The organism is Mycobacterium venezuelense (genome assembly GCF_054919535.1).
Genome location: NZ_JBONDW010000030.1, coordinates 28,559 through 42,038 on the forward strand (window position 1 = coordinate 28,559; position 13,480 = coordinate 42,038).

A 13,480-nucleotide genomic window follows, 5' to 3' on the forward strand; every position below is an offset into this window, starting at 1 on the left:
CGGTGCCTCTGCCACCACCGCAGCGCTCGGTCGCCACACCGCCGAGTAGGCGCTCACGTCAGTGGCTCATCGCCGGGGCCGCGGTCGGGGCGGTCGCGCTCGTCGCCGTCGGGCTCGCGGTGTGGAAGTTGGGAGAGTCGAGCGGTACGCGCCTCGATGTCCGCCATGCAGAAGCCGGCGTCGCCGAGATTCTGTCGAACCCGATCTACGGATACGGGGCCAACGACGTGGCCGCGGTCGCATGCAACAACGGCCGCAATCCGGAAGTGAAGGTTGGCGGCACCTTCACCTGTGCGGTGGACATCAATGCCACCGTGCGTCAGGTGACCGTCGAATTCACCGATGACAGCGGCACCTACGCTGTCGACGGGCCTCGATAACGCCCCGTTTCGTAATCAAGATCACATTTCCGCCCGGGTAGTGACAACTGTCATGCCGCTCCGGTTCCTTGGTTACTTAGCACCACTACTAGTGTCTGTGCTATGGGTCGGGATGCCTTGGCTAGCACTGCCGTTGAGTCCAGCATTGAGGACTATGTCAATGCCGACGGCACCATCGTGGTGCCCGACGGTGTCACGCTGACGTCGTTCCTCGACCGCAACCGCGCGAGGTTCGGCGATGCGCCGTCCTACCGTTTCGTCGACTACTCGACCGATCCCGACGGACGCGTGATCGAACTGAGCTGGAACGGGCTCTGGTCGCAGGTGTGCTCCGTGGGTGCCCGCCTGCAGCAGGTCACCTCCCCCGGCGACCGCGTCGCGATTCTCGCGCCACAAGGCGTCGATTACGTGTCGGCGTTCTTCGCGGCCGTCCACGCCGGGAACATCGCGGTCCCGTTGTTCGCGCCGAGCCTCGCCGGCCATGCCGAACGGCTGGCCGCCGTACTCGCCGACGCCAAGCCCACGGTGGTGTTGACGACGACCGCGGCATCCGAGTCGGTGCGCAGTTTCCTGCGCACCCTGCCCGCCGCGCAGCGCCCGCGCATGATCGCCGTTGACGCGGTCCCGGATTCTCTCGCGCCGATGTTCACCGAGGTGGCCCGCGACACCGACGACATCGCCTACCTGCAGTACACGTCCGGTTCGACACGGACCCCCGCCGGCGTCGAGATCACCCATCGCAACGTGTGCACCAACGTGATTCAGATGATCCTTGCCGGCGACCTGGAGATGGGTATCCGCGGTGTGAGCTGGCTGCCGCTCTATCACGACATGGGCCTGATCATGATCATGTTCCCGGCGCTGTGCGGCAACCACATCACCCTGATGGACCCCATGGCGTTCGTGCGCCGCCCCTACCGCTGGATCAAACGCCTCGCCGAGGAGGCCGCGACCGGGCCGACCCTGGCCGCCGCGCCCAACTTCGCATTCGAACTGTGCGCGCAACGCGGCCTGCCCCCGAAGGGCGAATCGATCGACCTGAGCAATGTTGTCACGCTGCTCAACGGGTCCGAACCGGTGACGATGTCGTCGATCGAGGAGTTCACGACGGCGTTCGCCCCGTATGGACTTCCTGCGACGACCGTCAAACCGTCCTACGGCATGGCCGAGGCCACGCTGTCGGTCGCGAGCATCGCCCCGCACGAGACGGCGAGCGTCATTTACCTGGATCGCGAGCAGCTCAATGCCGGGCAAGCGGTGATCGTCGACGCGAGCACCGAGGGCGCGGTCGCGCACGTGTCATGCGGCCGGGCGATCCCCAACCAATGGGTGGTGATCGCAGGTCCCGATGGCGACGAGATGGCCGACGGCAAGGTCGGCGAGATCTGGCTGCATGGCAACAACGTCGGCCGCGGCTACTTCGGCCGTCCCGACGAGTCGCAGCGCGTGTTCGGCAACAAGCTGCAAACCCGCCTCGAGGCGGGCAGCCACGCCGAGGGCGTGGGCGACGACGGATTGTGGTTGGCCACCGGCGATCTCGGTGTCTACGTCGACGGCGATCTGTACGTGACCGGCCGGATCAAAGACATGATCATCATCGACGGCCGCAATCACTACCCCACCGATATCGAGACCACGGTCAGCCTGTCCTCACGCGCGGTCCGCTCCGGATACGTCGCGGCATTCTCGGTGCCCGGTGAACGCGGTGAGGAACTCGTGGTCGTCGCCGAACGCGCGGCCGGTGCGGGCCGCGCCGAACCCGGCCCGATCGTCGACGCCATCAGGTCCGCGGTGTCACGTCAACACCAGGTCCGGGTCGCCGACGTGCGGATGGTCGCGGCCGGGGTCATCCCCCGCACCACGAGCGGGAAACTGGCGCGCAACGCGTGCCGGAACGAGTATCTGGCCGGCGAGTTCGATCGGTAGGTCCCGGGCTGGGCTCAGCCTGCCGCCCATTGCTTGGCCGCGTCGAGTTCGTCGAGGCCGAAGCAGGCGAGCTCACCTGGGATCATCCAGGCGAATGCGTGCAAGGCGTGGGCAACCCAGTCCTTGTCCGATACGACGGCGATCCGCTTGAACGCGGAGTGGTGACGGAACAGCGCACCGAACCCGAGCTTCAGATCTTCGGCGAGCCCGCCAGCGCCGAAGCCTTCGTAATCGTGGGCGATGACCTCGACGATCCGGATTTCGCCGGTCTTGAACAGTTCATCCATCGTCGGCTCGAACTCACGTAGATCGTCTCCACGCACACGACCCGATACCCGGATGCCGACCACCCCGTCTGGCATGTCGGGCAATACATCGATCATGGACGCACCTCCTGGCACAGAATATTGCCGATATTGCGGCCCGACCGGGAAAACACCGGGTTGCCGGGACCGATCCCATGTCCGTGCCGCACACTCCTTGACGTGACGATGCAGCAACGGCGCCTCGACAATTGGGAACACCGGGCCGAGTGGCCGCTTGCGGCGGTCGCCGCGGTGTTCCTGGCGGCGTACACGATCGAGGTTCTCGTCCAGCCGCACGGGCTGGCCGCTCGTGCCATCGACATGGCGACCCTCGCGACGTGGGCGGTGTTCACCGCCGACTACGTCGCCCGGCTCTATCTCGCGCCCGACCGCAAGCAGTGGTTCGTGACGCACCTGTTCGACCTCATGATCGTCCTGTTGCCGTTGCTGCGGCCGCTGCGTCTGTTACGCCTCATCGTGCTCATCAGCGTCCTGCAGAAAGCCGTCGGCAACGCGATTCGCGGCAAGGTTGTCCTGTACACGATCTCGGGCGCGGTCCTACTTGTGTACGTCGCATCGCTGGCCGTCCTGCAAGCGGAGCGCGGCGCACCCGACGCCCACATCACCGACTTCGGTGACGCGGTGTGGTGGGCGATCACGACGATCACGACCGTCGGCTACGGCGACATGTACCCGGTCACGACGACGGGTCGAGTCATCGCGGCGCTCTTGATGATCGGCGGGATCAGCCTGGTCGGCTCGATCACCGCGACGATCGCGTCGTGGATCGTGCAGAGTGTCACGGTCGACGAGACCGCATCCGCGGCCGCCACAGCCGCACATATCAATCAACTCCGCGAAGAGATCGCGTCACTGCGCGAGGAGTTGCGCGGCGCGCCGGTCATCGACGGTTCAGGAAACCAGTACCGATCTTGAAACCTGGTATCGCATGCGATATCGCGTTTGCGAGGCACATGTGAGTTGAGTGCGGGCGGTGGGATTCGAACCCACACGCTCTCTCGAGCACCGGCACCTAAAGCCGGCATGTCTGCCGTTCCATCACGCCCGCATAGGCGCATCAAGCCTAGCGGCCCGCCGCGCCGTCCGATCTGTCGGTCAGGCCCAAAGTCTGAGCGCACGAGAGCTCCCCAAGCACCTCGCCGTACCATGGACGAATGTCCACTACACGCCGTAGGAGACCAGCGCTCATTCTGCTGGTGATCCTTGGCGCCGCCGGCTGCCTGGGGTTGGCGTGGTGGCAGTGGACCCGTTATGAGTCGGCGTCGGGCACATTCCAGAATCTGGGTTATGCCCTGCAGTGGCCGATGTTCGCGGGGTTCTGCTTCTATGCCTATTACAAGTTCGTCCGGTATGAAGAGGCTCCGCCTGAGCGGCCCAAGGACGAGGTCACCGAGATTCCCGCGGGCCTGCTGCCCGAACGGCCCAAGCCTGCGACCCGCGACGAGAGCGACCGGACTCTCTCCGAGTACAACGCATACCTTGCCGAGCTGGCGAAGTCGGATGCCATGCCCGAGAAGAAAGACAGGGACCGATAGATGACGTCACCCGAATCCCCCGCCGAAGCCGAAGGCGAGGTCTCGACCCCCAAGGAGACCATCCGCAAGGCACTCCTGGGCTACCGCGTGTTCGCCTGGGCGACCGGCCTGTGGCTCATCGCGCTCTGTTACGAGATGGTCCTCAAGTACATCGTGCAGGTCGACAATCCGCCGGGCTGGATCGGCGTGGTGCACGGCTGGGTGTACTTCATCTACCTGATGTTCACGGCCAACCTCGCGGTCAAGATCCGTTGGCCCATCGGTAAGACGATCGGCGTCCTGCTGTCCGGCACGATCCCGTTCCTCGGCATCATCGTCGAGCACTTCAACACCCGAGACATCAAGCAGCGCTTCGGTCTCTGAAATCCGCGTGAGTAACGTGGTGGCGGCCTGAGAGCGATTTTTCCGCCGCAGCGTTACTGGCGCGACGGCGCCCCTACCCGGAAGCCAACTCCCGCAGCGCAGGCACCAGCAAGGCCAGCGCGCGCCCGCGGTGCGAGGCCGCGTCCTTCTCTGCAGGCGTCAGTTCGGCCGCGGTACGCGTCGACCCTTCCGGCAGGAACACCGGGTCGTAACCGAAGCCGCCGTCGCCGCGAGGCTCGCGAGTGACAGTGCCGGGCCACTCTCCTCGCACCACTGTCGATCCGGCCGCAGATACCAGCGCGCACGCCGAGACGAAGGCCGCGCCGCGCCGCTCGTCGGGGACGTCGGCCAACTGCCCCAGCAGCAGTTGGGTATTCGCGGCGTCGTTACCGTGCACGCCGGACCAGCGCGCCGACAGCACACCGGGCATACCGTTCAGTGCGTCGACGGAAATGCCGGAATCATCTGCGACACAGGCCAATCCGGTCGCGGCATACCCATCGCGAGCCTTGGCCACCGCGTTCTCCTCGAAGGTGGCGCCGGTTTCGGGCGCCTCGTCGAACGGCGCCACGTCGGCCAACGACAACAGCTCAAGCCCCGACACCCCGGCAGCGTCGAGCACGCGACGTAGCTCGGCCAGCTTCTTGGGATTGCGGCTGGCAACCAGTAGCTGAGTCACCGAAAATCAGCTTCCGAACGCCTTCTTCGGCGCCGGGCCTTCCGGCAGCACACCGGGATACGGCTGCTCGAGCGCCTCGCGCTGAAGCACGAACAGTTGCTCGCAGGCGCCGAGTGCGGCATCCAGGAGCTTGTCGAGCGTCGAGCGCGGGAACGTCGCGCCCTCGCCCGTGCCCTGGATTTCCACGAGCGTGCCGGTGTCGGTGGCGACGACGTTCATGTCGACCTCGGCACGGGAGTCCTCGGTGTAGGGCAGATCGACGCGCACGCGCCCGTCGACCACGCCGACGGATACCGCCGCGATGGCACACGACAGCGGCCGCGGGTCCGACAACCGGCCGGCCGCCGACAAGTAGGTCACCGCATCGGCGAGCGCGACGTAGGCGCCGGTGATCGCTGCGGTGCGGGTACCGCCGTCGGCCTGCAACACATCACAGTCGACGGCAATGGTGTTCTCCCCCAACGCCCCGAGATCGATGCATGCGCGCAGGGACCGCCCGATCAGCCGGCTGATCTCCTGGGTGCGCCCGCCAACGCGACCTTTGACCGATTCACGGTCCGAGCGGTCGTGCGTTGCCGCGGGCAACATCGCGTACTCGGCGGTGAGCCAGCCCTGCCCCGAACCCTTGCGCCAGCGCGGCACCCCTTCGGTGACCGATGCCGTGCACATCACCCTGGTCTGGCCGAACTCGACCAATACCGACCCGGCCGGATGTGTGGTGAAGCCGCGGGTGATGACCACCGGTCGCAGCTCGTCATCGAGCCGCCCATCTTCTCGTCTGGACACGCGCCAACCCTATCGGGTCGGACCGACGTACCCCTCAGACACCGCCCCGGGTGACGTCGAAGACTTCGCCGCATACCACCGCGTGCACCGGTCCGTCGAACTCCGCCTTGGCTTCGCTGATCACGTCCTCGCGTGAGGTCCACGGCGGTATGTGAGTGAGCAGCAACTCACCGACCCCTGCCGCGGCGGCCGCGCGGCCGGCCTCGGTACCCGACAAATGAAGCTTGGGGGGCCGCGACGGATCATGCGTCCAGGACGCCTCGCACAGGAACAGGTCGGCGCCGCGCGCGAGGTCCACGAGTGCATCGCAGTACCCGGTGTCGCCGCTGTAGACGAGCGTGGCCCCGGACGGATCGGTGAAGCGCATGCCGTAGGACTCGGTGGGGTGACACACCAGCCGCGGCGTCACGCTGAGCGTTCCGAGCTCGACGGCCTTGCCGTCCTCCCAGTGGCGCACCTCGAAGATGTCGGAGAAATCATCGATTTCGTTGCCCTCGGGCGACGACGCGGCGCCCAGCCGCGACCAGGTGTGTGCGGGGCCGTACATCAGCCCGCGCTCGGTCGCCGGCATCGGGTGATACCGCCGCCACACGAACAACCCGGGCAGATCCAGGCAGTGGTCGGCATGCAGATGGGACAGCAAGACGTTGACCGAATTGGGATCGGCATAGCGCTGCAGCGCACCGAGCACGCCGCCGCCGAAGTCGATAACCATCGGGATCGTGTCCGGTGCGGTGACAAGGTAGCCAGAAGCTGGCGAATCTGGGCCGACAACGCTGCCGGAGCATCCCAGTACGGTCAATCGCACAGTGTCTAGCTTGCCATGCCTGCTATGCACCTGGCCAAGACATGCCCGGTTTGGCGACAGAGATCATTTTCCGGCGCCGGCGTGACGCCGCACCGGCCGCACTCCGTCCAGGCTCGGTCCCAGGAACCGGGCGGCCAGAGCGGTGAAGGCCTCGGGATCGCCCGTCGCCTCGAACACGCGCCGCGCCGGCGGGGACTCATGCGGCCTGAGCAAATCCAGCTCGGTGAGCACCCGCAGCAGATCCTTCGCGGTCTCCTCGGCCGAAGACACCAGTGTGACGTTGTCGCCCATCGCCAACTGGATGAGGCCCGACAGCATCGGATAATGCGTGCAGCCCAGCACCAGGGTGTCGACCTCGGCGCGCTGCAACGGCTCCAGGTAGCCCTCCGCGAGTCCGAGGACCTGGCGCCCGCTGGTGACTCCGCGCTCGACGAAATCGACGAACCGAGGGCAGGCCACCCCGATCACCTCGGTGTCTCGCGCCGCGGCGAACGCGTCCTGGTAGGCGCCCGACGCGATGGTCGCCGCCGTGCCGATCACGCCGATGCGCCCGTTGCGCGTCGCCGCCACGGCGCGGCGCACCGCGGGCAGGATCACCTCGATGACGGGTACCGGCGAATAGCGCTCACGTGCATCGCGCAGGCACGCCGACGACGCCGTGTTGCACGCGATCACCAAGGCCTTGACGCCGCGGGACACCAGATCGTCACCGATCGCCAGCGAATGGGCGCGGATCTCGGGAATGGTCAATGGGCCGTAGGGCCCGTTGCCGGTGTCACCGACGTACACGATGTCCTCATCGGGCAGTTGGTCGATGATGGCGCGGGCCACGGTGAGCCCGCCGACTCCGGAATCGAAGATGCCGATCGGCGCGAGTTGGTCGGTCATGAGTTCAGATACGGCTGGCTCCGTTTGCGTGCTTCGCGCGCCTTGCGTTCCGGCCCCGCCAGGAAGTACGCCGCGACGACGCCCGCGATGGCCCCGCACAGATGGCCCTGCCAGGACACGCCGCCGCACGTGTTGAGCACCGGGACCGCGCCCCACAGAATGCCGCCGTAGACGAACAGCACCACGATGCCGACGACGATCTGCCAGACATGCCGGGTGAACCATCCGAACACCAGCAGGAATGTCAGCCAGCCGAAGATCAGGCCCGAGGCACCGATGTGGTTGGTCGGCAGCGGGCAGCCACCGACATCGCCGATCAGCCAGGTGCCGACGCCGCCGAGGATCCAGATGATCGCCGTCGCCCAGACGAACCGCGACATCCCGGCCAGGGTGACCAGAAATCCGAGCACGAGCGCGGGCACGGTGTTGGCGACGAGGTGCTGCCAGTTGGCGTGCAACAGCGGCGCGAACAGGATGCCCCACAAACCGTCGGTTTCCAGCGGGCGAATCCCGTTGCGGTCCAGGCGTCCACCGGAGAGCTGGTCGGCGAGTTCGATGACGTACAGCAGGGCGACAAACGTCAGGATGGTGGCTCCGCCCACCTTCCACGCCGGCGGCTTCTTGTCCTTCGGCGTGGGGCCGGCCGGGAATCCGGCGGAGCCACTCAAGCCCATAGCTGCCCTTCCAACGCGTCCTCGGCGTCATCCAGGCTACCGGCGTACGCGCCGGTCGACAGATACTTCCAACCGGCGTCGGCCACCACGAACGCGATGTCGGCCCGCTCGCCGGCTTTGACCGCTTTGGCGGCCATCCCCAGTGCGGCGTGCAGCACTGCCCCGGTGGAGATCCCGGCGAAGATCCCTTCGCGGGTCACCAGTTCCCGCGTGCGCCGCACCGCGTCGAACGATCCCACCGAGAACCGGGTGGTGAGCACGTCGGCGTCGTACAGCTCGGGGATGAACCCCTCGTCGATGTTGCGCAGCGCGTAGACACCTTCGCCGTAGCGGGGTTCGGCGGCGACGATCTGCACGCCTGGCACATGCTCGCGCAGGTAGCGGCCGGTGCCCATCAGCGTTCCGGTCGTGCCGAGGCCCGCGACGAAGTGCGTGATCTCGGGCAGATCCGCGAGAAGTTCCGGGCCGGTGCCGTAATAGTGCGCATCGCTGTTGGCGGGATTGCCGTACTGGTAGAGCATCACCCACGAAGGGTTCTCTGCGGCAAGCTCTTTCGCGGTCGCCACCGCGGTGTTGGATCCGCCCTCGGCCGGGCTGAAGATGATCCGGGCGCCGTAGAGCTCGAGGAGCTGGCGCCGCTCGATCGAGGTGTTCTCGGGCATCACGCAGATCATGTTGTAGCCCTTGAGCAGGGCCGCCATCGCCAGCGAGATGCCGGTGTTGCCGCTCGTGGGTTCCAGGATGGTGGCGCCGGGCGCGAGCAGGCCGTCGCGTTCGGCCTGCTCGATCATCCGCAGCGCGGGGCGGTCCTTGATCGACCCGGTGGGGTTGCGGTCCTCGAGCTTGGCCCACAGCCGGACGTGCGGTGTGCCGTCATCGCCGTCGTCCCACCGCGGCGACAGGTTCTGCAGCCCCACCAGCGGCGTGTCGCCGAGGGCTTGCAGCAGCGAGTCGTAACGCGCCATCAGCTATCCACCGGCGACGGCGGGCAGGATCGTCACCGAGTCGCCGTCGGAGATCGCGGTGTCGAGGCCGCCGGAGAACCGCACGTCCTCGTCGTTGACGTAGATGTTGACGAAGCGGTGAAGCTTGCCGTTATCGACAAGGCGGTCGGAGATGCCGGAGTAGTTGTTCTCCAGATCGGTGATCACGGCCTGCAGGGTGTCGCCGGAGGCGCTCACGCGCTTCTGTCCGCCGGTGTGCGGGCGGAGGATCGTGGGGATCGAGACGGTAACTGTCACGGGTTGCTCCTTATTGGTACTGCTCAACGATATCGACGGGTTCTTCGGTGACGACGCCGTCGACGATGCGGTAGCTGCGCAGCTCGTGCTCGTCGGGGTCACGCGTGGAGATCAGAACGTAGTGGGCGTCGGGCTCTTGGGCCAGCGAGATGTCGGTGCGGCTCGGGTACGCATCGGTCGCGGTGTGCGAGTGATAGATGACGACGGGAACCTCGTCGGCATCGTCCATCGACCGCCACACCTTGAGCTGTTCACCGGAATCGAAGCGGTAGAACGTCGGCGATCGTTCGGCGTTGGCCATCGCGATGAACCGCTCGGGCCGGTCGGAGCCCTCAGCGCCTGCGATGACCCCGCACGCTTCATCAGGGTGATCGGCCCGGGCGTGCGCCACCATGGCCTCGACGAGGTCGCGGCGTATCACCAGCACCTGATTGCACCTTTCATTCGAACGCTCCGGGCAACATGTCACGGTAGGTCGGTATTCCAGCGACCGACTCAGCGGCCAGCAGTCCGACCACAACCGCGCGGGCCAGACAGTCCGCGGCGGCCGCACCGACCTGGGTGACCAGTACGGTCTCGGGCGACATCGCGACCGGCGTTCTCGGATCCGGCGGCACCGCGATCGCGCCGGTGGCCAGCGCGAACACCGTATCGCCATCGAGTGGGGTGTGACACGGCCGGAGGGTCCGCGCGAGCCCGTCGTGCGCGGCAACGGCGATGCGCCGGCACGCGGCCGGGCTCAACGCGGCGTCCGTCGCGACCACCGCGATGGTGGTGTTGAGCGGACTCAGCTCGGAGCGCAGATCGGCGTATCCGGCCAGTTGATCGGCCGGCGGCGCGATGAGGCCGAACTCCTCGACATACTCGCTCATCCACGGCAGGCCGGTCGCCGGGTCGACGGCGTCGCCTGCCGCGTTCACCACGACCACCGCGCCGACGGTCACGCCGGATTCCAGCGTCATCGACGCCGTGCCGACCCCGCCCTTGAGGACACCGACCCGTGCGCCGACGCCCGCGCCTACCGTGCCCAATGCGAACTGGCTGCCCGCCGCCTCAGCGGCCGCACGGCCGAACTCGGCAGTGGGTCGGCAGCCCCAGCCGCCCACCGGAAGATCGAAGATCACCGCCGACGGGACGATCGGCACGACGCCGCCGTCCATCGCGACACCGCGGCCCTGCTCTTCCAGCCAGGTCATGACACCGTCGGCGGCCGCGAGCCCGTACGCGCTGCCGCCGGTGAGGACCACCGCGTCCACGTGGCGGACGGTGTTGATCGGGTCGAGCAAGTCGGTTTCCCGGGTTCCGGGTGCGCCACCGCGGCCGTCGACCGCGCCGACGGTGCCCGGCGGGGCCAGCACCACCGTGGTGCCCGATGCCCATCCCGAGCCCAGTGCCGCGTCTGGATCGAGCCGGTGATGGTGGCCGACGAGAATGCCGCCGACGTCGGTGATCGAACCCATCAGCACAGTCCGTTCTTCGCGCAAGCGCTCATCACTTCCCCATCAGGCCAAGCACCAGGTACTCCTGCAAGACCGTGAGCCACTGGTAAACGTCGAGATGTCCGGCCATCGGATGCTCCGGCGACAACCGGTCCGGCCCGTCCGGCCCGATCTCGAGCATGGTGCCGAGCGCGAGGCGAACGTCGTTTACCGCGCCGGCCCAGGCCTGCGCGTCGTCCTCACTCAGCTCGAATTTCCCGCCGCCGTCCGGCACGGTGTCGAGCAGCCGTTGCGCCGCTTCGCGTTTGGCGTCGATGATCGCCGGCTCGTGCAGACCGCGCAGTGCGCTGTTGAGGCTCTCAGCGGTGCCGGATCCGGCCGGGTGCTCGGTCTGCGGCCGATAGAAGTCAGGCAGCAGACGCTTCATCGTGGCGTCCTGCGGCGGCTGTGGATTACCGGTCTTCATCCCGGTGATCGCTTCGAGTTCGTCTGTGGGGCCTGACGATTCACGCTCTTCGAGCATTCCCAGCAATGACCCGACCAGGCTCGACAGCAGCGCGGCCTCATGAGCTGCGAGCGCCGACCGGAACCGCGGGCCGTTAGCGGTCTCGACCCGCTTCCATTTCCGCACCGTCGATCAGCGGTCCTGCTGCATGGTCGCCCACAGGCCTGCCGCATGAAGTTTGGACACGTCGGTCTCCATCGACTCCCGGCTGCCCGCGGACACCACGGCCTTACCCTCGTTGTGCACCTGCAGCATGAGCTTGGTGGCATGCGGCTCGCTGTAGCCGAACAGCTTCTGGAAGACGTAGGTGACGTAGTTCATGAGATTGACCGGATCATCCCAGACGATGGTCACCCACGGGTTTTCGGTGGACTCAACGGTGGCGACATCGGATTCCTCACGGGTTCCCGGTCGGGCCTTCGCCGGTGTAACCATGCGCCCACAATACCGGCGCGATGCGGTGATCTTAAAACAGCCGTCGTTGCTCTACGGTTGCACATGTGACGGTCGCGCTGCTCACCGACAAATACGAGCTGACCATGCTTGCCGCCGCGCTCCGCGACGGCACCGCGCACCGGCAGACGACGTTCGAGGTATTCGCCCGGCGGTTGCCCGAGGGCCGCCGCTACGGCGTGGTCGCGGGCACCGACCGCTTCGTGGAAGCGTTGTCAGAGTTCAGATTCGATCAGCAGGCTCTTGAGACCCTCGCCGACTTCCTCGACGCCAAGAGCCTGGACTACCTGTCCGGCTACCGGTTCTCCGGCGACGTCGAAGGCTACGCCGAGGGCGAGCTGTACTTTCCGGGCTCCCCCGTGCTGACCGTGCACGGCACATTCGCCGAGTGCGTGGTGCTGGAGACCCTGGTGCTGTCAATCTTCAACCACGACACGGCGATCGCCTCGGCGGCTGCCCGCATGACCAGTGCCGCGCAGGGCCGCCCGATGATCGAGATGGGGTCGCGGCGCACGCACGAGCAGGCCGCCGTCGCCGCCGCGCGGGCTGCCTATCTGGCCGGTTTCGCCGGGTCGTCGAACCTCGAGGCACAGCGCCGCTACGGCGTCCCGGCGCTGGGTACCGCCGCGCACGCATACACCCTGCTGCACACCACCGCGGCAGGCCCCGACGAACAGGCCGCGTTCCGCGGTCAGGTCGCCGCACTCGGCGTCGACACGACACTGCTCGTCGACACATACGACATCACCAAGGGCGTGGAGAACGCGATCGCCGCGGCAGGCCCAGATCTCGGGGCGGTGCGTATCGACTCCGGCGATCTCGGTGTGCTGGCCCGCCAGGTGCGCCAGCAGCTCGACGAGCTCGGGGCAACCAAGACGCGCATCGTGGTGTCCGGCGACCTCGACGAGTTCGCGATCGCCGCGCTGCGCGCCGAACCCGTCGACAGCTACGGCGTAGGCACGTCGGTGGTGACCGGTTCGGGCGCGCCGACCGCGAGCATGGTCTACAAACTCGTCGAGGTCGACGGCATGCCCGTCGCCAAACGCAGCAGCCACAAGGAATCCCACGGCGGTCGCAAGCAGGCGCTGCGGCTGGCCAAAGCCTCGGGCACCATCGTCGAAGAGGTCGTCTATCCCCATGGGCAACCGCCGCAGCCGCCGGCCGGGCTCACCGCGCGGCACCTCAGCGTGCCCCTCGTGGTGGGCGGGCGGCCCGCCGACGACGCCGACCCGGCCGACAAACTGGCCGCCGCCCGCGACCGTGTGGCGGCCGGCCTGCACAGCCTGCCGTGGGACGGCCTCAAGCTCTCCCGCGGAGAGGCCGCCGTTTCGACGCGGATGGTCCCGGGCGTCGTGGAATACCGCGGCGAAGACCGTTAGGAGCTGACCACGCCGGACTCAGCCACCACCAATCTCGTCACCAAACTGCTCGCCGTCGCCGTCGAGGGCCTCGGCGGTACGAGCCGCACCGGCCAGAT

The 13,480-nt window shown here is 67.2% G+C and carries 17 protein-coding genes, 1 tRNA gene and 1 pseudogene; 6 read left to right on the forward strand and 13 right to left on the reverse strand.

The features are described from left to right. Positions 1-2 precede the first annotated feature (2 nt). Positions 3-380, forward strand: coding sequence for a DUF4333 domain-containing protein (locus tag ACRCUN_RS31805; protein WP_462145593.1), 378 nt, complete (start codon positions 3-5; stop codon positions 378-380). Between the two features lie 102 nt (positions 381-482). Continuing rightward, positions 483-2,306: a fatty acyl-AMP ligase gene (locus ACRCUN_RS31810; protein WP_462145594.1), complete on the forward strand. Its 1,824-nt coding sequence runs from the start codon at positions 483-485 to the stop codon at positions 2,304-2,306. A gap of 14 nt (positions 2,307-2,320) precedes the next feature. Here ACRCUN_RS31810 and ACRCUN_RS31815 read toward each other — a convergent pair whose 3' ends face one another. After that, the gene (locus tag ACRCUN_RS31815; protein WP_462145595.1) at positions 2,321-2,689 is read right to left on the reverse strand and encodes a SpoIIAA family protein; all 369 of its coding nucleotides are present in this window, start codon (positions 2,687-2,689) and stop codon (positions 2,321-2,323) included. Positions 2,690-2,797: 108 nt separating this feature from the next. Here ACRCUN_RS31815 and ACRCUN_RS31820 point away from each other — a divergent pair, with 108 nt between their 5' ends. Beyond that, positions 2,798-3,547, forward strand: coding sequence for a potassium channel family protein (locus tag ACRCUN_RS31820; RefSeq protein ID WP_462145623.1), 750 nt, complete (start codon positions 2,798-2,800; stop codon positions 3,545-3,547). 50 nt (positions 3,548-3,597) lie between these two features. Here ACRCUN_RS31820 and ACRCUN_RS31825 read toward each other — a convergent pair. After that, a tRNA-Leu gene (locus ACRCUN_RS31825) sits at positions 3,598-3,680 on the reverse strand. A 106-nt stretch (positions 3,681-3,786) separates the two neighbouring features. On the opposite strand from ACRCUN_RS31825, the gene ACRCUN_RS31830 reads away from it, so the two are divergent. After that, positions 3,787-4,167 (forward strand): hypothetical protein, encoded by a 381-nt coding sequence (locus tag ACRCUN_RS31830; protein WP_462145596.1) that lies wholly within the window; start codon positions 3,787-3,789, stop codon positions 4,165-4,167. Continuing rightward, positions 4,168-4,530, forward strand: a complete 363-nt coding sequence (locus ACRCUN_RS31835) for a DUF3817 domain-containing protein (RefSeq protein ID WP_067858130.1) — start codon at positions 4,168-4,170, stop codon at positions 4,528-4,530. 73 nt (positions 4,531-4,603) lie between these two features. Here ACRCUN_RS31835 and rdgB read toward each other — a convergent pair whose 3' ends face one another. The 11 genes from rdgB to clpS all read right to left on the reverse strand — a co-directional run bounded on the left by rdgB (position 4,604) and on the right by clpS (position 11,985). After that, entirely contained in the window at positions 4,604-5,209 is a 606-nt protein-coding gene (gene rdgB, locus ACRCUN_RS31840) for an RdgB/HAM1 family non-canonical purine NTP pyrophosphatase (protein ID WP_462145597.1), read from the reverse strand. Positions 5,210-5,215: 6 nt separating this feature from the next. Continuing rightward, positions 5,216-5,995: a ribonuclease PH gene (rph, locus tag ACRCUN_RS31845; RefSeq protein ID WP_409501181.1), complete on the reverse strand. Its 780-nt coding sequence runs from the start codon at positions 5,993-5,995 to the stop codon at positions 5,216-5,218. Between the two features lie 34 nt (positions 5,996-6,029). Next, positions 6,030-6,803, reverse strand: coding sequence for a cyclic nucleotide-degrading phosphodiesterase (locus ACRCUN_RS31850; RefSeq protein ID WP_462145598.1), 774 nt, complete (start codon positions 6,801-6,803; stop codon positions 6,030-6,032). A gap of 63 nt (positions 6,804-6,866) precedes the next feature. Further along, a complete protein-coding gene (gene murI / locus ACRCUN_RS31855) occupies positions 6,867-7,691 on the reverse strand; it encodes a glutamate racemase (RefSeq protein WP_462145599.1) in 825 nt (274 codons plus the stop codon). Beyond that, complete coding sequence (locus ACRCUN_RS31860; RefSeq protein WP_462145600.1) at positions 7,688-8,365, reverse strand: rhomboid family intramembrane serine protease; 678 nt, start codon at positions 8,363-8,365, stop codon at positions 7,688-7,690. The genes murI and ACRCUN_RS31860 overlap by 4 nt, the downstream gene beginning before the upstream one ends. Continuing rightward, positions 8,356-9,330, reverse strand: a complete 975-nt coding sequence (locus tag ACRCUN_RS31865; protein WP_462145601.1) for a cysteine synthase — start codon at positions 9,328-9,330, stop codon at positions 8,356-8,358. Before ACRCUN_RS31865 ends, ACRCUN_RS31860 begins: the two co-directional genes overlap by 10 nt. A gap of 3 nt (positions 9,331-9,333) precedes the next feature. Continuing rightward, positions 9,334-9,606 carry a MoaD/ThiS family protein gene (locus tag ACRCUN_RS31870; RefSeq protein WP_067858149.1) on the reverse strand — a complete coding sequence of 91 codons (273 nt, stop codon included), beginning with the start codon at positions 9,604-9,606 and terminating at the stop codon, positions 9,334-9,336. Positions 9,607-9,616: 10 nt separating this feature from the next. Beyond that, entirely contained in the window at positions 9,617-10,033 is a 417-nt protein-coding gene (locus ACRCUN_RS31875) for a M67 family metallopeptidase (protein ID WP_462145602.1), read from the reverse strand. Positions 10,034-10,046: 13 nt separating this feature from the next. Beyond that, positions 10,047-11,066 carry a P1 family peptidase gene (locus tag ACRCUN_RS31880; protein ID WP_462145603.1) on the reverse strand — a complete coding sequence of 340 codons (1,020 nt, stop codon included), beginning with the start codon at positions 11,064-11,066 and terminating at the stop codon, positions 10,047-10,049. A gap of 31 nt (positions 11,067-11,097) precedes the next feature. Next, positions 11,098-11,676, reverse strand: a complete 579-nt coding sequence (gene aosR, locus ACRCUN_RS31885; protein WP_462145604.1) for an oxidative stress transcriptional regulator AosR — start codon at positions 11,674-11,676, stop codon at positions 11,098-11,100. Positions 11,677-11,682: 6 nt separating this feature from the next. After that, the gene (clpS, locus tag ACRCUN_RS31890) at positions 11,683-11,985 is read right to left on the reverse strand and encodes an ATP-dependent Clp protease adapter ClpS (protein ID WP_067858158.1); all 303 of its coding nucleotides are present in this window, start codon (positions 11,983-11,985) and stop codon (positions 11,683-11,685) included. A 62-nt stretch (positions 11,986-12,047) separates the two neighbouring features. On the opposite strand from clpS, the pseudogene ACRCUN_RS31895 reads away from it, so the two are divergent. Further along, a pseudogene (locus tag ACRCUN_RS31895) lies at positions 12,048-13,382 on the forward strand (nicotinate phosphoribosyltransferase); the annotation flags it as partial. Positions 13,383-13,480: the final 98 nt, after the last annotated feature.

Excerpts from the sequence above, each read along its gene's own strand:
- clpS (WP_067858158.1), bottom strand. The coding sequence starts at position 11,985 with ATGGTTACACCGGCGAAGGCCCGACCGGGAACCCGTGAGGAATCCGAT.
- murI (WP_462145599.1), bottom strand. The coding sequence starts at position 7,691 with ATGACCGACCAACTCGCGCCGATCGGCATCTTCGATTCCGGAGTCGGC.
- ACRCUN_RS31815 (WP_462145595.1), bottom strand. The coding sequence starts at position 2,689 with ATGATCGATGTATTGCCCGACATGCCAGACGGGGTGGTCGGCATCCGG.
- ACRCUN_RS31860 (WP_462145600.1), bottom strand. The coding sequence starts at position 8,365 with ATGGGCTTGAGTGGCTCCGCCGGATTCCCGGCCGGCCCCACGCCGAAG.
- ACRCUN_RS31810 (WP_462145594.1), top strand. The coding sequence starts at position 483 with ATGGGTCGGGATGCCTTGGCTAGCACTGCCGTTGAGTCCAGCATTGAG.
- ACRCUN_RS31820 (WP_462145623.1), top strand. The coding sequence starts at position 2,798 with ATGCAGCAACGGCGCCTCGACAATTGGGAACACCGGGCCGAGTGGCCG.
- ACRCUN_RS31865 (WP_462145601.1), bottom strand. The coding sequence starts at position 9,330 with ATGGCGCGTTACGACTCGCTGCTGCAAGCCCTCGGCGACACGCCGCTG.
- ACRCUN_RS31835 (WP_067858130.1), top strand. The coding sequence starts at position 4,168 with ATGACGTCACCCGAATCCCCCGCCGAAGCCGAAGGCGAGGTCTCGACC.
- ACRCUN_RS31830 (WP_462145596.1), top strand. The coding sequence starts at position 3,787 with ATGTCCACTACACGCCGTAGGAGACCAGCGCTCATTCTGCTGGTGATC.
- ACRCUN_RS31880 (WP_462145603.1), bottom strand. The coding sequence starts at position 11,066 with ATGGGTTCGATCACCGACGTCGGCGGCATTCTCGTCGGCCACCATCAC.